Origin of the sequence: Streptomyces sp. NPDC050535, from assembly GCF_044457665.1 — a bacterium.
Lineage (GTDB): Bacteria > Actinomycetota > Actinomycetes > Streptomycetales > Streptomycetaceae > Streptomyces.
Genome location: NZ_JBITHE010000008.1, coordinates 1 through 19,522 on the forward strand (window position 1 = coordinate 1; position 19,522 = coordinate 19,522).

Annotated in this window: 10 protein-coding genes; 1 reads left to right on the plus strand and 9 read right to left on the minus strand. The window is 71.3% G+C overall.

All coding sequences use genetic code 11. From position 1 onward, the window contains the following. Positions 1-100: 100 nt before the first annotated feature. The gene (locus tag ACIBLC_RS19310) at positions 101-2,260 is read right to left on the minus strand and encodes an alpha-1,4-glucan--maltose-1-phosphate maltosyltransferase (protein WP_399212210.1); all 2,160 of its coding nucleotides are present in this window, start codon (positions 2,258-2,260) and stop codon (positions 101-103) included. 563 nt (positions 2,261-2,823) lie between these two features. Continuing rightward, a complete protein-coding gene (locus tag ACIBLC_RS19315; protein WP_399212211.1) occupies positions 2,824-4,050 on the minus strand; it encodes a S8 family peptidase in 1,227 nt (408 codons plus the stop codon). Between the two features lie 321 nt (positions 4,051-4,371). Between ACIBLC_RS19315 and glgP the strand changes: the two genes are divergently transcribed. Continuing rightward, on the plus strand, positions 4,372-7,002 hold the full coding sequence (glgP, locus tag ACIBLC_RS19320; protein ID WP_399212212.1) for an alpha-glucan family phosphorylase: 2,631 nt from the start codon (positions 4,372-4,374) through the stop codon (positions 7,000-7,002). Positions 7,003-7,054: 52 nt separating this feature from the next. Here glgP and ACIBLC_RS19325 read toward each other — a convergent pair whose 3' ends face one another. The 7 genes from ACIBLC_RS19325 to ACIBLC_RS19355 form a co-directional block, all read right to left on the minus strand. Further along, positions 7,055-7,561 (minus strand): DUF1990 family protein, encoded by a 507-nt coding sequence (locus ACIBLC_RS19325; protein WP_399212213.1) that lies wholly within the window; start codon positions 7,559-7,561, stop codon positions 7,055-7,057. Between the two features lie 68 nt (positions 7,562-7,629). Further along, a complete protein-coding gene (locus ACIBLC_RS19330) occupies positions 7,630-9,291 on the minus strand; it encodes a M4 family metallopeptidase (RefSeq protein WP_399212214.1) in 1,662 nt (553 codons plus the stop codon). A gap of 285 nt (positions 9,292-9,576) precedes the next feature. Then, positions 9,577-11,631, minus strand: coding sequence for a M4 family metallopeptidase (locus ACIBLC_RS19335; protein ID WP_399212215.1), 2,055 nt, complete (start codon positions 11,629-11,631; stop codon positions 9,577-9,579). A 306-nt stretch (positions 11,632-11,937) separates the two neighbouring features. Continuing rightward, positions 11,938-13,695, minus strand: a complete 1,758-nt coding sequence (locus tag ACIBLC_RS19340; protein WP_399212216.1) for an ABC transporter ATP-binding protein — start codon at positions 13,693-13,695, stop codon at positions 11,938-11,940. Beyond that, complete coding sequence (locus ACIBLC_RS19345) at positions 13,692-15,545, minus strand: ABC transporter transmembrane domain-containing protein (protein WP_399212217.1); 1,854 nt, start codon at positions 15,543-15,545, stop codon at positions 13,692-13,694. The genes ACIBLC_RS19340 and ACIBLC_RS19345 overlap by 4 nt, the downstream gene beginning before the upstream one ends. Positions 15,546-15,809: 264 nt before the next feature. Then, positions 15,810-17,675, minus strand: a complete 1,866-nt coding sequence (locus ACIBLC_RS19350; protein ID WP_399212218.1) for an ABC transporter ATP-binding protein — start codon at positions 17,673-17,675, stop codon at positions 15,810-15,812. Next, the gene (locus ACIBLC_RS19355) at positions 17,672-19,492 is read right to left on the minus strand and encodes an ABC transporter ATP-binding protein (protein ID WP_399212219.1); all 1,821 of its coding nucleotides are present in this window, start codon (positions 19,490-19,492) and stop codon (positions 17,672-17,674) included. Before ACIBLC_RS19355 ends, ACIBLC_RS19350 begins: the two co-directional genes overlap by 4 nt. Between the last annotated feature and the right edge of the window lie 30 nt (positions 19,493-19,522).

Here is a 19,522-nt window from a genome sequence, read left to right on the forward strand (position 1 = left end):
CGGACCAGGACCTCGTAGAAGACGGCGCGTTTGAACCACTCGGGATCGCGGTCCTTGGCCGGGGTGTCCTCGAACGTATCCGGGACAGGCTCGTTGACGATCATATGGTGGGTGACCCTCCGATCTGCGGTGAGGACGGTCGCAGGACGGTGAGGATGTGCGCGGGACGATGCCCTGGCTCAAGACGCACATAATTCGTCCTGCCCCAGTAGAAGGTTTCGCCGGTGAGCTCGTCGCGCACCGGCACGGACTCGTGCCAGTCCAGGCCGAGTTGTGGCATGTCCAACGAGACCGTCGCCTCCTGGGTGTGGTGGGGGTCGAGGTTGACTACCACCACAACCGTGTTCGAACCGCGCGCGTCCGTGGTGCTCCCGTCGTCCCCGGTGCCGGCGACGGACTTCGAGTACGCGATCACCGACTCCTGGTCCGTGTGGTGGAAGTGGATGTCGCGTAGCCGGCGCAGGGCCGGACTGCGGCGCCTGATCGCGTTGAGCCTGCCCAGCAGGGGCGCGAGGCTACGGCCTTCACGCTCCGCCGACTCCCAGTCACGCGGCCGTAGTTGGTACTTCTCCGAGTCCAGATACTCCTCGCTTCCGGGCCGTAGCGAGGCGTTCTCGCAGAGTTCGAAGCCGCTGTAGACCCCCCACGTCGGGGACAGCGTCGCCGCGAGCACCGCCCGCAGTTCGAAGGCGGGGCGCCCGCCGTGCTGGAGGAACTCGTGCAGGATGTCCGGGGTGTTGACGAAGAAGTTGGGCCGCATGTAGGCCGCCGCCTCGCCCGACAGCTCCGTCAGGTACTCGGTCAGCTCCTGCTTGGTGTTGCGCCAGGTGAAGTAGGTGTACGACTGCTGGAAGCCGGTCTTCGCCAGTGTGTGCATCATCGCGGGCCGGGTGAACGCCTCCGCCAGGAAGATCACGTCCGGGTCGGTGCGGTTGATGTCGGCGATCACCTGCTCCCAGAACACCACCGGTTTCGTGTGCGGGTTGTCGACGCGGAAGATCCGTACGCCGTGGCTCATCCAGTACCGCAGCACCCGCAGCGTCTCCTGGACCAGGCCCGGCATGTCCTTGTCGAAGGCGATCGGGTAGATGTCCTGGTACTTCTTCGGCGGGTTCTCGGCGTACGCGATCGTGCCGTCCGGGCGGTGGTGGAACCAGTCCGGGTGCTTCTGGACCCACGGGTGATCCGGGGAGCACTGGAGCGCGAAGTCGAGGGCGACCTCCATGCCCTCGCGCGCTGCCCGGCGTACGAACGCGTCGAAGTCGTCGATCGTGCCGAGGTCCGGGTGGACGGCGTCGTGGCCGCCCTCCGGGGAGCCGATCGCCCAGGGCACGCCGACGTCCTGCGGGCCCGCGGACAGCGTGTTGTTGGGGCCCTTGCGGAAGGTGCCGCCGATGGGGTGGATCGGCGGGAGGTAGACGACGTCGAAGCCCATCCGCGCGATGGCCGGCAGGCGTTCCGCGGCGGTCCGGAAGGTGCCGTGCGGTCGCTCGGGCGTGCCCTCGGAGCGCGGGAAGAACTCGTACCAGGAGCCGTACAGCGCCCGCTCGCGCTCCACCTTCAGGGGCAACGGCTCGGAGGACGTGACGAGTTCGCGCAGCGGGTGGCGGGCGAGAACCCTGTCCACCTCGGGGGTGAGCGCCGCGGCCAGGCGGGCCGCGGCGGGGCGGGCCACGTCGCGCAGCGCGTCGGCTGCCGCGAGGAGGACGTCCCGGCGTCCCTTGCTCTTCGGTACGCCGGAGGCCGCACGGTCGTAGAGCCGCGCGCCCTCCTCCAGGACCAGTTCGGTGTCGATGCCGGCCGGGATCTTGATCCCCGCGTGCCGGCGCCAGGTGGAGACGGGGTCGCCCCACGCCTCCACCGTGTATGTCCAGTGCCCCACCTTCCCGGCGGACACCGTCGCGCCCCACCGGTCTGTGCCGGGCGCCAGCTCGCGCATCGGCGTCCACGGCCCGGTGCGGCCCTCCGGGTCCCGCAGGACGACGTTCGCCGCGACCGCGTCATGACCCTCGCGGAAGACCGTGGCCGACACCTCGAACGCCTCACCGACCACCGCCTTCGCGGCCCACCGCCCGTGATCCACGACCGGGTGCACATCGAGAAGGGGGATACGTCCGATGGCCACGGCGGGCGCCGCCGTTCTGCCTGGGGCGGCGGGTTCCGTGGAGGCCACGGGAGGTACGGGTGCCGCGGAAGCCGCCGGAGCCGTGTGTGCCGTCGCCTCGGCCGGTGGCGCGGGCACCGCCGGAACCGTGGGCACCGCGGGCCCCGCCGGAGCCGCCGGAACCCTTGGAACCGGCGCTTTCGCCGAAGCCGCGCGTGCCGCTGGAGCCGCGGGCGCTTCCGGAGGCGTCGGAGCCACCGGAGTCCCTGGAGCCGAGGGTTTCGCCGAGGTCGCGCGTGCCGCCGGAGCCGTCGAAGGCGCGGGTGCCGTCGGCTTCGCGGTCTCACTCGGCCCCGGGGTCTCCTCCGTCTCCGGAGTCGCCATGGTGTTCGCGGCGTCGGAGGGTTTCTCCGGGGGGCGGGCGTCCGCGTCGGCCCCCCGGATGGGGGGTGTGTCGGGGGTGGTCGTCGGGGGTGGCGACGTGTGGTGCGTGGCGGGCATGACCGCTCCTGTCCGCGTCAACGTGGGTGGGCGGATGAGGGTGTGGGGAGGTGGGGTCTGCGGGGCGTACCGGGGGAGCCTTCCCACCCTATTCGGGTGGGCAACCGGCGCTTTGTTAACTACTCGCGCGTATGTCTACACACAGGTACGGCCTCGACCGGTGACGGCGAGGCCGCTGCCTGTTCCCGCAACCATGCCGAAACAGGCAACGGCACTGGTCAGCGCGTGCCGACCTGGAGCAACCTGTTGGGGGAACCCAGGCCCGCGCCCCAGATCTTCCCCGGAACCGCGTTCTTAACCAGGGCTTTGCCCACCTGGGAAGGTGTGGCCCTGACATGGCCGGCCAGATAGAGCGCGGCCGCGCCCGCCACGTGCGGGCTCGCCATCGACGTACCCGAGAAGGTCGCCTTCGCCGTGTCACCGGCATACGACGCGGAGGTGATCGCCACACCCGGCGCGAACAGGTCGAGCGCGGCGCCGGTGTTGGAGAAGCCCGCCCGCGCGTCCGTCCGGTCGCTGGCGCCGACGGTGAGGGCCTGTTTGACCCGGGCGGGGGAGTAGAGACCGGCGGGCAGCCCGTCGTTGCCCGCCGCGACCGTGTAGGTCACGCCGGAGGCGATGGAGTTGCGTACGGCGGCGTCCAGCTGCGCGTTGGCGTGTCCGCCGAGGCTGACGTTGGCGACCGCCGGTTTCCTCGCGTGCCTCGTCACCCAGTCGATGCCCGCGATGACCTGCGCGGTCGTGCCGGAGCCGTTGTTGTCCAGGACGCGGACGGCGACGACCTTGGCCTTCTTGGCGACGCCGTACCTGGTGCCCGCGATGGTGCCGGCGACATGGGTGCCGTGTCCGTTGCCGTCCTTGGCGGTCCTGTCGTTTCCGACGAAGTCCCAGCCGTAGCTCGCCCGCCCGCCGAAGTCCTTGTGCGTGGTCCGGATACCGGTGTCGATCACGTACACCGTCACGCCCTTGCCCGCCGATTCGGGCCAGCTGTACTTGCCGTCGAGCGGCAGGTTCGGCTGGTCGACGCGGTCCAGGCCCCAGGAGGGCGGTCTCGTCCGGCTCTCGTCGACCTCCACCCTGGTGTCCTGCACGACCGAGGCCACGCGGGAGTCCGCCGCGAGCCGCCGGGCCTGCTCCTCGTCGGCCCGCACGGCGTAGCCGTTGAGAGCCGTGCCGTAGGTGTGGCTGATTCTCGCCCCGTATTTCCCGACAACGCTCTTACCGGTCGCGGACAGCGCACTCGTGCCGCCCTCGAGTCCTGTCCGAGATCCCCCCTTGAGCGTCACTATGTAGCTTCCGCCTATCGAACCGGGAGCACCGGCGCCGACTATCCGCCCCTCAGGGGCGGCGTGCGCGGGCAGGGTGATGGCCGAAAGCGCCGCGACCGTAGTCACCGCGGCGAGGCCTCCCGCCCAGCGCAGACGCCGCTGTCTCGTCTGTGCCATGACTTGGGTTCCCCTCCTCGAATCGGCGCACGCGACCGCGGCCGGACCGGTGCGGGCCGTGGCCGGGAGGTACGCCAGTTGGCAGCTTCTCGTGTGGTGTGAAGCGCCACAAGGCCGCACAGGAGGGCGGAATCGGCCATACCTCTTTTTATGCCTATAGCGCCACCACTCCTGACGGACAGGGTGAGTGCGCCCAGTGGATGCGCCGTGTCGCGGAGGCACCCTCGCCGCTACCGTCGTGGGGTGACGGAGGCCGCACGAGGTGGTGCGTTCCTCCGCCGCGTACGTCCTGCCGCTACGTCCCGCGTGAAGGTGGAACTCGTGAAGGCAATCCGTAGATTCACCGTCCGGCCCGTTCTCCCCGAAGCCCTTCACCCGCTCAGCGACCTGGCGCGCAATCTGCGCTGGTCCTGGCATGCCGAGACCCGCGACCTCTTCCAGTCGGTGGACCCCGAATGCTGGGCCGCCTCCGACGGCGATCCCGTACGCCTGCTCGGCAGTGTTTCGCCCGCGCGTCTCGCCGAGCTCACGGAGGACCGGCGTTTCCTGCGCCGGCTCGCCGCGGCCGCCGACGACCTGCGTGACTACGTGACCGGCGACCGCTGGTACCAGGCCCAGACCCAGACACAGGCCCCCGAACTGCCCGCCGCCATCGCCTACTTCTCGCCCGAGTTCGGCATCACGGCCGCACTGCCCCAGTACTCCGGGGGCCTCGGCATCCTCGCGGGCGATCACCTGAAGGCCGCCAGTGACCTGGGCGTTCCGCTGATCGGCGTGGGGCTGCTGTACCGGCACGGCTACTTCCGGCAGTCCCTGTCGCGGGACGGCTGGCAGCAGGAGCACTATCCGGTCCTGGACCCGAACGAACTGCCGGTGGCGCCTCTGCGCGAGGCCGACGGCTCACCGGCCCAGGTCTCGCTTGCCCTCCCCGGCGGTCGCGCGCTGCGGGCCCGCGTCTGGCTGGCCCAGGTCGGCCGGGTGCCGCTCCTGCTCCTCGACTCCGACGTCGAGGAGAACGACCTCGGCGAACGCGGGGTGACCGACCGGCTGTACGGCGGCGGCAGCGAGCACCGGCTCCTTCAGGAGATGCTGCTCGGCATAGGAGGGGTGCGCGCGGTACGGACGTACTGCCGTCTCACGGGCCACGCGCGGCCCGAGGTGTTCCACACGAACGAGGGGCACGCCGGATTCCTGGGCCTGGAACGGATCGCCGAACTCGCCGACGGGGGGCTGGATTTCGAGGCCTCACTCGAAGCGGTCAGGGCGGGCACGGTCTTCACCACCCACACGCCCGTGCCCGCCGGGATCGACCGCTTCGACCGTGAGCTGGTCGCCCGCCACTTCGGCCCGGACGCCGAACTCCCGCGCATCGACGTGGAACGCGTCCTCGCCCTGGGCATGGAGACCTACCCCGGAGGCGAGCCGAACCTCTTCAACATGGCGGTGATGGGACTGCGGCTCGGCCAACGGGCCAACGGGGTCTCGCTGTTGCACGGTCAGGTCAGCCGGGAGATGTTCTCGGGCCTGTGGCCGGGCTTCGACGCGGACGAGGTGCCGATCACCTCGGTGACCAACGGGGTGCACGCGCCGACCTGGGTGGCGCCGGAGGTCTTCCGGCTCGGGGCACGGCAGATCGGCGCCCAGCGCGCCGAGGACGCGATGACGGTCGGCGGCTCGGAGCGCTGGGACGCCGTGGCCGACATCCCGGACCAGGACATCTTCGACCTGCGGCGCGTGCTGCGCGAGCAACTGGTGGTGGAGGTACGGGAGCGGCTGCACGCGTCCTGGCGGCAGCGCGGTTCGGGCAGCGCCGAACTGGGCTGGATCGACGGCGTTCTCGACCCCGACGTCCTCACCATCGGCTTCGCGCGTCGCGTCCCCTCGTACAAGCGGCTGACCCTGATGCTGCGGGACCGTGACCGGCTGTTGGACCTGCTCCTGCACCCCGAGCGGCCGATCCAGATCGTCATCGCGGGCAAGGCGCACCCCGCCGACGACGGGGGCAAGCGGCTGATCCAGGAGCTGGTCCGGTTCGCGGACGATCCGCGCGTGCGCCACCGGATCGTGTTCCTGCCCGACTACGGCATGGCGATGGCGCAGAAGCTCTACCCGGGCTGCGACATCTGGCTGAACAACCCGCTGCGCCCGCTGGAGGCGTGCGGCACGTCCGGCATGAAGGCCGCGCTGAACGGCTGTCTCAACCTGTCCGTCCTGGACGGCTGGTGGGACGAGTGGTTCCAGCCCGACTTCGGCTGGGCGATCCCGACGGCGGACGGCACGGCGACGGACGACGACCGCCGTGACGACCTGGAGGCGGCGGCGCTCTACGACCTGCTGGAGCAGCGCGTCACCCCGCGCTTCTACGAGCGCGGCCAGGGCGGCCTGCCCGACCGCTGGATCGAAATGGTCCGCCAGACCCTGACCCACCTGGGCCCGAAGGTCCTCGCCGGGCGGATGGTCCGCGAGTACGTGGAGCGCCTGTACGCGCCCGCCGCCCGCGCCCACCGCGCCCTCAACCCGGACACCGCCCGCGAACTGGCCGCCTGGAAGTCCCGCGTCCGCTCGGCCTGGCCGCATGTCACCGTCGACCACGTCGAGGCGTCCTCCGCCACGACCTCCGCCGAGCTCGGCACCACTCTCTCCCTCCGCGTCCGCGTCGCCCTCGGCGGGCTCGCCCCCGACGACGTCGAGGTGCAGGCGGTCGCGGGCCGCGTCGACTCCGACGACCGCATCGCCGACGCGTTGTGCGTACCGCTGAAACCGGTGGTCGGTCCGGACCCGGACGGCTGCTGGGCGTACGAGGGTCCGCTGTCCCTGGATCGGACCGGGCCGTTCGGCTACACCGTGCGGATCCTGCCCGCGCACCGGCTGCTGGCCTCGGCGGCGGAGCTGGGACTGGTCGCGGTGCCCTCGGAGGGGCTGGTGGAGGGGGCGGGCGTGTTGATGAGGTGAGCCGCCCGTGAACCTCGGCAGGCGCGGCGCCGCCCGGGCGTGGCGGTGCGGGTCAGACCGGTTCGTAGGGGGCGCACAGCCTCCGCAGGACCTTCCCGCACCGCTGCGCGTACGCGTGCTGCACCCCGCGGGCCGCCGCGCCTCCCGCTCGCGTGTACCACTTGGCGGCGCGGCTGAAGGCGGTGATGGTGAGCCAGACGGTGCCGTCGCCGGTGCGGGTTATCTCGAAGGCCTCCTCGCCGCACTCCGGGTGGCCGGTGAGGGTGCCGTACGCCCAGGCGGTGCGGCGGTACTCCTCAACCGTCCACACGACGCGGCAGGGTGCCTTGATGGGGCCCAGGCCGACCGTGACGTCGACGCCGGGGGCCGCCCTGTCGGCGTCGGTGGTGATGGTGACGCCGCTCAGCTCCCGGTGCATCTCCCAGGTCATCAGGGCCTCGGACGCTCGGCGGAAGACGGCTTCGCCTTCGCCGATGCGGGCGCGGACGTGCAGTCGGTGGAAGCCCGGGGGGCAGCGGTCCTCGCGGGTCGCGCCCACGTCCTCGTACGTGTACGGCATGGGGCACAGCGTAGGGCTGCACCCGGAGTCGCCTCCTCTCCGGGTGCAGCCAGTCCGCTATGTGCCGACTAGCTCACGTTGACGGCGGTCCAGGTCGCCGCCACGGTCGCGTACTCCGTGCTCGTGGAGCCGTACAGCGCCGCCGCCGCGCTCAGGGTGGCGGTGCGGGCGCCCGCGTACGTGGTCGTCGACGTCATGTACTGGGTCAGGGCCTTGTACCAGATCTGTACGGCCTTGGCCCGGCCGATGCCGGTGATCGTGGAGCCGTTGTACGTCGGGGAGTTGTAGCTCACCCCGTTGATCGTCTTCGCGCCGCTGCCCTCGCTCAGCAGGTAGAAGAAGTGGTTCGCGGGACCGGACGAGTAGTGGACGTCCAGGTTCTTCAGCGTCGAGGACCAGTAGTTGGCCGAGGCGCCGTCCTTGCTCGGCTGGTCCTGGTAGCGCAGCGGGGTGCCGTTGCCGTTGATGTTGATCTTCTCGCCGATGAGGTAGTCGCCGACGTCGCTGGAGTTGGCCGCGTAGAACTCGACCGCCGTGCCGAAGATGTCGGAGGTGGCCTCGTTCAGACCGCCGGACTCACCGCTGTAGTTGAGGCCCGCGGTGTTGGAGGTGACGCCGTGGGTCATCTCGTGGCCCGCGACGTCCAGTGAGGTCAGTGGCTTGACGTTGCCCGAACCGTCGCCGTACGTCATGCAGAAGCAGCTGTCGTCCCAGAAGGCGTTGACGTACGCGTTGCCGTAGTGGACGCGGGAGTAGGCGGCGACGCCGTTGTTCTTGATGCCGCTGCGGTTGAAGGTGTTCTTGTAGAAGTCCCAGGTCGCCTGCGCGCCGTACGCGGCGTCGACGGCCGCGGTCTGGTCGGTGGTCGAGCTGGAGGCCGCGCCGGTGCCCCAGGTGTCGTCCGCGTCGGTGAACAGGGTGCCCGCGGACGAGCTGGTGGTGTGCGACTTGTTGTACGTCTTGTGGCTGCCGCGCGAGGTGTCGGTGAGCTGGTAGGTCGAGCCCGACAGTGTGGTGCCGAGGGTGACCGTGCCCGAGTACAGGCTCTTGCCGGTGCCGGTCTCGATGCCCTGGTACTCGTAGAGCTTCGCGCCGGTGGCCGCGTCGGTGATGACGTGCAGCTCGTTCGGGGTGCCGTCGTCCTGGAGGCCGCCGACGACCGTCTCGTACGCGAGGACGGGGGTGCCGTCCGCCGCCCAGATCACCTTGCGGGGCGCCTGGTCGGCCGTGGTCTTCGCCGAGCCGGCGGCCTTCGCGGCGGTCAGGGCCTGCTTCTCGGCCTTCGCGGAGGTGACGGCCGGCGTGAGGGAGGCCACCTTGATGGTCGCCTTCGTCGCCTTGGTCACACCCTCGGTCTCGCCGGACGCGCTCTCGTGGACGACCAGGTCGCCGCCGAGGACCGGGAGTCCGGCGTAGGTGCGCTCGTAGCGGGTGTGGACCGTACCGTCCGCGTCCTTGCTGACGTCTCTGACGACCAGCTTCTCCTTGGCGCCGAGACCTATCTCCTCGGCGGTACGCGGAGTCGCGGCGTCGGCCTCCTTGATCAGGGAGGTGCGTGCCGCGGGGGTGAGCTGGACCTGGGCGCCGGGGAGGGTCGGCTTGGCCGTGGGGGCGGCCGAGGACTCGGCGGAAGCACCGGTGGTCATACCGGTGGCGAGCAGGGCTCCGGCCGCTACAGCGGTGGCGATGGCCAGAGTGATGCGATTGTGACGCGCGTAGAGGTGGGTCACGCGAACTCCTTGGTGGGGGCGACCGGACGGCATGGGGTGGCCGAACGGAAGGTGAAGTTGCGGTGCGGGTGAGCCGTGCGGTGGAAGAGTGACACTTGTGCCGCGTACATGTCATGAGGGCCTCCGCATCTTGGCCGGAAAGCATCGGTTGGGCGAAGATCACTCTGCGCGATGCGGGCTCGTCCTCCGCAAAGGAGACGTCAAGGCAAACTCCGGACCAGGCAAAAGAGGGCGCCGCCCCGGGGAGTTGAACCTCCGGGACGGCGCCCTGTCTGCGGTGAACCCCTACGGGAACGTCAGTTTCCAGCTGTTGATGTAGCCGGTGTCCACGGCCGCGTTGTCCTGGACCCTCAACTGCCAGGTCCCGTTCGCGACTTCGGAGGAGGCGTTCACGGTGTAGGTGGTGTTGAGATTGTCCGTGCTCCCGCCGGTGCTGTACGCCTTGAGCGTGTACGCCGTGCCGTCGGGGGCGACGAGCTGCACCTGAAGGTCACCGATGTAGGTGTGCACGATGTCCACGGCGACCGCGAGGTTCGTCGGCGCGTTGCCGGTACGCCCGGTGACGGAGATCGACGAGGTGACCGCCGCTCCGTTGTCCGGAATCGATACGTCGGCCGTGTTCTCGAACGACGTACCGCCACCGCCGCCACCACCGGAGCGCGCTCCGACGGCGACGCCGGCCCACGCGTCCTGCACCGCCTTGTACTCGGTGCTCGTGGTGCCGTACAGCTCACCCGCGACCGCGAGCGTGCCGGTACGGGCCGCCGCGTAGTTGGTCGTCGAGGTGAACTTCGTGGTGAGCGCCTTGAACCAGATCTGCTCCGCCTTCGCACGGCCGATCCCGGTGACCGGGAGCCCGTCCGAGGTCGCCGAGTTGTAGGAGACGCCGTTGATGGTCTTGGCGCCGCTGCCCTCGCTCAGCAGGTAGAAGAAGTGGTTCGCCGGGCCCGAGGAGTAGTGGACGTCGACCGAACCGATCCCCGAGTACCAACTGTCCTTGGACGCGCCGTCCTTGCTCGGCTTGTCCATGTAACGCAACGGCGTGCCGTTGCCGTTGATGTTGATCTCCTCGCCGATGAGGTAGTCACCGACGTCGGAGGAGTTGGCCGCGTAGAACTCGACCGTGGAGCCGAAGATGTCGGAGGTCGCCTCGTTCAGGCCGCCGGACTCGCCGCTGTAGACGAGGCCCGCGGTGGCGGAGGTCAGGCCGTGCGACATCTCGTGGGCGGCCACGTCGATCGACGTCAGCGGGTTGGCGTTGCCCGAGCCGTCGCCGTACGTCATGCAGAAGCAGCTGTCCGACCAGAAGGCGTTGACGTAGTTGTTGCCGTAGTGGACCCGGGAGTACGCGCCGACACCGTCGCCCCTGATGCCCGAGCGGCCGTGCACGTTCTTGTAGTAGTCCCAGGTCAGTGCCGCGCCGTAGTGGGCGTCGGCGGCGGCCGACTCCAGGTTGGACGCCAGCCCGTTGCCCCACACGTCGTCGGGGCCCGAGAAGAGCGTGCCGGTCCCGGAGGTGCCGCGGTTCAGGTTGTACGTCTTGTGGCCGCCGCGCGTTCCGTCGGTGAGGTTGTACGTCGACCCCGACTGCGTGGTGCCGAGGGTGACCGTGCCCGAGTACACCGTGTTGCCGGTGCCGGTCTCGATGGCCTCCCACTCGTACAGCTTCGCGCCGGTGGTGGCGTCCGTGACGACGTGCAGTTCCTGCGGGGTGCCGTCGTGCTGGAAGCCGCCGACGACCGTCTCCCACGCCACGGTGGGCGTGCCGCTCGCGGCCCAGACGACCTTGCGGGGCGCCCGGTTGACGTCGGGGCTCTTGGCCTTCTCCGCCTTCGCGGCGGCCAGGGCCTGGGTCTCGGCCCTCGCCGCGGGCAGCGCGGCCGTGGTCGTCGCCGGCTCGATGGCGGACCGGGTGGCCTTGATCACGCCTTCGGTCGCGCCCGACTTGTCGGTCTCGACCACCAGGTCGCCGCCGAGGACCGGAAGCCCGGCGTATGTGCGCTCGTAGCGGGTGTGGACCGTGCCGTCCGCGTCCTTGGCGACGTCACGGACGACGAGCTTCTCCTTCGCGCCGAGGCTCAGGCTGTCGGCGGTGTCCGCCTTGGCCGCCTCGGCGTCGCGTATCAGCGCGGCGCGCTGGGCGGGGGAGAGCTTGACGCCGACGGCGCCCGGATCGACCTTGCCCGCGGCCGACGGCGCCTTCTCCGGGGCGGCGGTGGCGGCGCCCGACTGGACGGCCGTGGCGATCAGGGCGGCGACGCCGGCGAGGGCGACCGCCGCTGCCCGGCGCCGGGTGGCGGGGCTGTGGGAGGTGCGTCTGTGAGGGGAGCTGCTTCTCAACACTGACTCCTTCTGCGTGGCCGCGGGTCGCGCGGCCAGGGGAGACCGGACGAAGGGTGACCGTCCGGGCAGAACAGGGCGGTGCGCGGAACCAGGTGCGGGTGCGGAGGTGTTGCGGCACTTCACGGCGTTGCTGCCGGTGAATCTGTGGGGTTGCTGTGAAGTAGCCGTGGGAAGAGTGGCAGGGGAATGCGCTGTCTGTCAGGAGCGTGTCAACAAGTTGGCCGGAAATGGTTCGTTGTCCGGATGGTCATGTTCGGTATACGGACCGTTGGTTGAGGTTCCGCCCGGCCCGTCGGCCGGACCTCACATGGCGGACGGGCCCTCTCCGTGCCACGAGTGCCACAGCGCCGCGTACGCGCCGTCCGCGGCCACCAGGTCCTCATGCGTACCGAGTTCGGTCAGCCGGCCGTCCTCCATGACGGCCACCCGGTCCGCGTCGTGCGCGGTGTGCAGCCGGTGCGCGATCGCGATGACCGTGCGCCCCGCGAGTACGGCGGCCAGCGCGCGCTCCGTGTGGCGGGCGGTCGCAGGGTCGAGGAGCGCCGTGGCCTCGTCGAGGATGAGCGTGTGCGGGTCGGCCAGGACGACGCGGGCGAGGGCGAGTTGCTGCGCCCGCGAACCGTCCGTGGGGTGCCCGTGGGAACCCAGCTCGGTGTCCAGGCCGGCCGGCAGCTCGGCTGCCCAGTCGTCGGCGCCGACCGCCGCGAGGGCCGCCCACAACTCCGCGTCGGTGGCGGCCGGTTCGGCGATCAGCAGATTGTCGCGGACCGTGCCCAGGAACACGTGGTGCTCCTGGGTGACGAGGACGACCTGCCGTCGCAGCAGCTCGGGATCGAGGCCGGCGATCGGCACTCCGCCCACCGTCACCGAGCCCGAGCGCGGCGCGTCGACGCCCGCGAGCAGCCTGCTCAGGGTGGTCTTCCCGGCGCCGGACGGCCCGACCACGGCCAGCCGTTCCCCGGGGCGCACGGTCAGGTCGACCCCGCGCAGCACCTCACCCCCGCGGTCGTAGGAGTAGCGCACGTCCGTCACGTCGATCCGGTCGTCCGCAGGCAGGGGCGAGCCGGCCGTCGGAGTGGCCCGCGGGGCCCGGGCGAGCCCCTCCACCCGGGCGAAGGAGGCACTGCTGCTCTGCAACTGCTCGACCCGGTTCAGGATCGTGTCCAGCGGATCGACGAGCTGGTTCAGATACAGTGCCGCCGCGACCACCGCGCCCAGGCTCATCGCGCCCCGCGCGTGCAGCGCGCCGCCCACCAGCAGCACGCCGGCCACCGGGACGACGTACGAGACCTCCACGAGCGGGAAGAACACGTTGCGCAGGAACAGGGTCCGCATCCGGGTGCGGCGGAGTGTCTCGATCGCGTCCCGGCTCGCGGCGGTCCGGCGCCGCTGGAGCCCGAAGGCCTCGACCGTGCGGGCGCCCGAGGCGGTGGCCGCGAGGATCTCCGCGACCTCAGAGGTGGCGGCGCCCTCGGCGAGATAGGCGGTGCGACCCCGGCGCAGATACCAGCGCGTGGCGAACCAGATGCCGGTCAGGCCCAGCACACCGCAGGCGCCGAGCAGCGGGTCCAGGGCGAAGACCGCGCCGAGGATGAACAGCGACTGGACCGAGCAGATGAGCAGTTCGGGACCCGCGTCGCGCAGGGTGGTGCCCACCATCGCGACGTCCGCGGTGCCGCGCGCCGTCAGATCACCGGTGCCGGCCCGCTCCACGACCGAGGCGGGCAGCGCGAGCGCCCGCTCGACGAACTCCTCGCGCACCCGCGCCAGCGTCCGTTCCCCGAAACGGTGTCCCACATAGCGGGCGGTGCGCGCGAGCAGCAGTTGCGCCAGCGCGCACACCAGGATGACGAGCGCGAGCCGGTCCACGACGTCGACCCCGCCGCCGGCCCGCACGTCGTCGATGATCCGGCCGAGCAGCCACGGCCCGACCAGACCGGCTGCGGCGGCCAGCGAGTTGAGGCCGAGGAGGACGGCGAAGGCCCGCCTGTCCGCCCGGATCAGCCGGACGGAGGCCCGGCGCACGTCGGCCTGCTCGGCCACGGGCAGTTGTCCGCTCATCGCACGGCCTCCTCTGCGTCGACGTCGTCCACGTCGTCCGCTTCGCCCAGGTCGGCAACGCCGTCCGCGCCGACGTCCGCGGCGTCGACGCCGATGTCCGCCGCGTCCGCGTCCGCCGCATCCGCGTCGCGGGCCACCAGCGCGCGGTATCCGGGCTCCCCGTCGAGGAGTTCACGGTGGCTGCCGACGGCCGCGACCTTCCCGTCCACCAGGTAGGACACGGTGTCCATCTGGTCGAGCAGCAACGGTGACGTGCTGGTCACCACCGTCGTACGGCCACCGCGCGCGACCCGCAGCCGGGCGGCGACGGTCGCCTCGGTGTGGGCGTCGAGGGCCGAGGTGGGCTCCACCGCGAGCAGCACCTCGGGATCGGCCAGCAGTGCCCGCACCAGGCGTACACGCTGCCGCTGGCCCCCGGAGAGGCTGCGGCCCTGCGCGTCGACCGGCGAGTCGAGCCCTTCCGGCAGCCCGCGGACGATGTCGTCCGCGACGGCCGCGTGCACGGCCCGCGAGATGGCCGGCTCGTCGTGGTCACCCCGGCCGGAGACCAGCTCGCGCAGGGTGCCCGCGAACAGGTCGGCCTCGTTGTCCGCGACCAGGATCCGCGTCCGCACCTGCGACAGAGGGACCTCGTCCAGGCGTACGCCGCCCCAGGTCGCCGCCGACTCCGCGTACCGCCCGAGCCGGTCGACCACGGCGGCCGAGTCCGCGGGACGGGCGCCGGCCAGCGCCGTCAGCCTCCCGGGCGACACCTGGACACCCGACTCCGGATCACGGAGCGTGGACGGCTCCGCCGGGGCGTCACGGGTGGCGCCGATGCCGGCGGCAACGCGCGGAGAGTCCACGGGCTCCGCGGACTCCAGCGGTTCCAGCGCCAGGAAGAGCACGACGCGCCGGGCGGCCACCAGCCCTCGGCTCACCTGATAGCCGCACTCGATGAAGAACGCCACCGGCATCACCAGGACCGCGACATAGCCGTACACGGACACCAACTCGCCGATGGTGATCGCCCCTTGGGCGGCCAGCCGGGCCGCCAGCCAGGTCACCACGGCGAGGAACACCGTCGGCAGCCCGAGGCCGAGCGCCTGGACCCAGCTCGTCACCGCCCCGACCCGGTACCCCTGCGACCGCAGCTCCTGCGAGTCGCGGCGGAAGGCGTCGGCGAACAGCCCTTTGCCGCCGAGCCCGTTGAGGACCCGCAGACCGCCCGCGAGATCACCGATCCGGGCGGTCAGCACACCCTGCCGGTCGCGGTATCCGGTCTCCGCGCCCTGCAGCCGCCCCAGCATCGGGCCGAGGAGCACGGCGATCACCGGCACCCCGAGCAGGATCACCAAGGAGAGCTGGACCGAGACCGACAGCAGCAGCGCGGCCACGACGCCGTAGGTGATGACCGCGGCCACACCGGGGCCGACGACGGTCAGGGACGTGGCGATCGTCTGGACGTCGCCGACCCCGATCGTGACGACCTCCCCGGCCCCCACCTGGCGCGACAGCGCGGCACCCAGCCGCGTCGCCTGCGCCACCACGACCTTGACCGTACGGAAGTTGGCGTCCAACCGGAGCTTGGTCATCGTGCGGTGCCGCAGCACGCCCAGCAGCGCGTTGCACGCTCCCGCGCCCAGCAGCGCGGCCGCCCAGCCCAGCAGCGCCGTCTGGTCACCCGGCTCCAGACCGTCGTCGATCGCCCGCGACAGCAGGTACGGCGTCAGCGCCAGGAGCCCCATCCAGACACTCGCCAGCAGCGCCCCCGCCACCGCCCGGCGCGCCTGCCTGGTGCACAGCCACCACAGATACCGGCCGCCGCTACGGCAGTCGGGGGTGCCCGGATCCTCGTACGCGTCGATCATCGCTCCCGCTCTCCGACTCGAACTCTCCGCCACGACAGGCCCTAGGCCCTGTCGTCACATTCCCGTCTGCCGCGCGACGCCATGCACGCACTCTCGCCGCACCGGGCGTAGACCCGAGTACGTCCAGTACGAGGGCCTACGCCCGGCACTCCCCCAGCCTCCGGCCGGGGGGACCCCCAGAGCACGCACCTACGCGGACATCTGTCGCTCCGCGGCGGGCGCGAGGCCGCCCTCCGGGCGACGACGGGAATGTGACGACAGGCCCTAGACGAGGCTGTCCCGCCATGCCCGGTGCAGATCCGCGAACCTGCCCGTACCGGCGACGAGTTGGGCCGGTGTGCCGTCCTCGACCACCCGGCCCCGCTCCATCACCAGCACCCGGTCGGCGATCTCCACCGTGGAGAGCCGGTGCGCGATGACCATCGCCGTACGGCCCCGCAGCACCGTCGACATGGCGCGCTGGACCGCCCGTTCACCCGGGACGTCCAGCGAGCTGGTCGCCTCGTCGAGAATGAGGACGGCCGGATCGGCGAGCAACGCCCGCGCGAAGGCCACCAGTTGGCGCTGACCGGCCGAGATGCGGCCACCGCGCTTGCGTACGTCCGTGTCGTAGCCGTCGGGCAGAGAACTGATGAAGCCGTGGGCGCCGATCGCCTTCGCGGCGCGCTCGATGTCCGCACGGGTCGCGTCGGGGCGGCCGATGGCGATGTTCTCGGCGACCGTGCCGGAGAACAGGAACGCCTCCTGCGTCACCATCACCACCCCGCGCCGCAGTTCGGGCACGGACAGGTCGCGCAGGTCGACGCCGTCGAGGAGGACCCGGCCGCCGGTGGGGTCGTAGAAACGCGCCACCAGCTTGGCGAGTGTCGACTTGCCCGCACCCGTCGAGCCGACGACAGCCACCGTCTGGCCGGCGGGGAGCGTGAGGTCGAAAGCGGGGAGGATCTCGCCGCCGGTGCGGTACGCGAAGCGGACGCCGTCGAAGACGACCTCGCGGCCCGGGTGTTCGGACGCCAGGGCGGGCAGCGGCCTGGGCGCGGCGGGCTCCGGCACGGAGGGGACCTGGGCCAGCAGTCCCGCGATCTTCTCCAGCGAGGCCGCCGCGGACTGGTAGGAGTTCAGGAACATGCCCAGGCGGTCGATCGGGTCGTACAGCCGGCGCAGATACAGCACCGCCGCCGCCAGCACACCCAGCGCCAGCGAGCCGGAGGCCACCCGGGACGCCCCCCACAGCACGATCCCCGCGACCGCCGTGTTGGCGACCAGACGGGATCCGATGACATAGCGGGCCATCTCCAGCAGGGCGTCGCCGTTCGTCCGCTCGTGGTGCCGGTTGAGCACCCGGAATTCCGCGTCGTTGGCGGCCTCGCGGCGGAACGCGCGCACCGGGCGGATGCCGTTCATCGTCTCGGCGAACTTCACGATGAGGGAGGCGATCGCGGTCGAACGGATCGCGAAGATGCGGCCCGCGCGGCGCTGGTAGAGACGGATGAGCAGATACAGCGGCACGAAGGACGCCACCGCCACCGCGCCGAGCCCCAGGTCGAGCCAGAGCAGCATCGCCGAGATGTAGACGAAGGACAGGATGACCGTGACGAGCTCCTGCAACCCCTCACTGAGCAGCTCGCGCAGCGACTCGACGTCCGTCGTGGAACGCGAGATCAGCCGGCCCGAGGTGTAGCGCTCGTGGAAGTCGATGCTGAGCGCCTGCGCGTGCCGGAAGATCCGGCCGCGCAGGTCCAGCAGCACGTCCTGGTTGACGCGGGCGGACGCGAGGATGAACGCGTACTGGAAGGCGCCGGAGGCCACCGAGCAGAGCAGATAGGCGACGGCCACCGCGATCAGCGGGCCGTTGTCGTGGTGCCTGAACGCCGGTACGGCGCGGTCGATGGCGTACGCGACGAGGAGCGGGCCCGCCTGGACGGCGGCTTGCTGGAGCAGGAGAAGGACGGAGGCCAGGACCACCCGGGACCTGAGCGGGGCGAGCAGCGAGCGCAACAGCGCGGCCGTCGCGCCCGGGGGCGCGGGCAGGTTGTCGTGGTCGAAGGGGTCCGCGTGCCGCGGGGCTTTCCGGGAGTCCCTGTCCTTGCCCTCGCCCTTGCCCGGCGCGGTCGTCGTCGGCGCCGTCATCGGTCGTCCTCCTCGGTGCCCGACATCAGATGGGCGTACTCGGCGTTCGTGCGCAGCAGTTCGTGGTGGGTGCCCACCGCGGTGATCTGACCGCCGGAGAGCAGGGCGACCCGGTCGGCGAGCAGGACCGTGGACGGGCGGTGCGCCACGATCAGCGCGGTCGTCTCCGCCAGTACGCGGCGCAGTGCCGCCTCGACCGCGGCCTCCGTGTGGACGTCGAGCGCCGACAAGGGGTCGTCGAGGACGAGGAAGCGAGGGCTGCCGACGACCGCTCTGGCCAGGGCGAGCCGCTGCCGCTGGCCGCCGGAGAGGCTCAGGCCCTGCTCGCCGACCTGCGTCGCCGTGCCCTGCGGCAGCGCGTGCGCGAAGTCCGCCTGCGCGACGCCGAGCGCTCGGTCCAGCTCCTCTTCCCCCGCACCGTCCCCGGCTCCCATGAGCACGTTCTCGCCGACGGTGGCGGAGAACAGGGTGGGCTCCTCGAAGGCGACGGCCACGCGGGCGCGGAGTTCCTCGCGCGGCATCGCCGTGATGTCCTCGCCGTCCAGCGTGATCCGCCCGGACGTCACCTCGTGGAGTCTGGGAACGAGAGCGGTGAGGGTGGTCTTACCGGTGCCCGTCGCGCCGACCAGGGCCATCGACTCACCCGGCCGTATGTGGAGTTCGATGCCGTCCAGGACGGGTGGGGTGTCCGCGGGGGCGTCCGGATAGCGGAACCGCACGTCGTGGAACCGCAGGCCGCCCTCGCCCGTCCCGGCGGCGGACGCGGAGACGCCCGCGGACTCCGGCTCCGCGTCCAGCACCTCGAAGTACCGCTCGGTGGCCGTCGCCGCCTCCTGGCTCATGGCAAGCAGGAAGCCGATCGAGTCGACCGGCCAGCGCAGGGCGAGAGCGGTGGAGAGGAAGGCCACCAGCGTGCCGGCGGAGAGGTCCCCGTCGGCGACCTGGACCGTGCCGAGCACGAGGGCGGCGCCGATGGCGAGTTCGGGGAGGGTGACGATGACGACCCAGATGGTGGCGAGGAGACGGGCCTTGGCGAGTTCCGTACCGCGCAGGGTCCGGGACAGCTCGCGGAAGGCGTGCGCCTGGCTGCGATGGCGCCCGAAGCCCTTGATGATCCGGATGCCGAGCACGCTCTCCTCGACGACCGTCGTCAGATCGCCCACCTGGTCCTGCGACCGCCGCGCCACCTCCGCGTACCGCCGCTCGAAGAGCCAGCAGACGATCATGACGGGCAGCGCGGGCGCGAGCAGCAGCAGCCCGAGTGTCCACTCCTGGGCCAGCATGATGCCGACGCCCGCGAGGATCGTCACGGTGTTGACCAGCAGGAAGGTCAGCGGGAAGGCCAGGAACATCCGCAGCAGCATCAGGTCCGTGGTGCCCCGGGACAGCAGCTGACCCGAGGCCCAGCGGTCGTGGAAGGCGACTGGCAGCCGCTGGAGATGCCGGAACAGATCCGCCCGCATCGCCGCCTCGACACCCGCCAGGGGCCGGGCCACCAGCCATCGCCGCAGTCCGAACAGCAGGGCCTCGGCGATCCCGAGCAGCAGCAGATACAGGGCTCCGAGCCAGACACCCCGCGTGTCGTGGCCGGCCACCGGACCGTCCACCATCCACTTCATGACGAGCGGGAACACCAGCCCCGTACAGGACGCCACGACCGCGACGAACGCCGCGGTGAACAGCCGCGCCCGCACCGGCCGCACGTACGGCCACAGGCGCAGCAGGCTGCGCACGGTCGAACGGTCGGCAGGGGCGGGGGGCTCGGCACGGTCCTCGGTCCCGGCGTGGTCCTTGGTCACTGCATCTGTTGTGGACATCAGTGGCGAGCCTACGGTTCGGCGCTGACA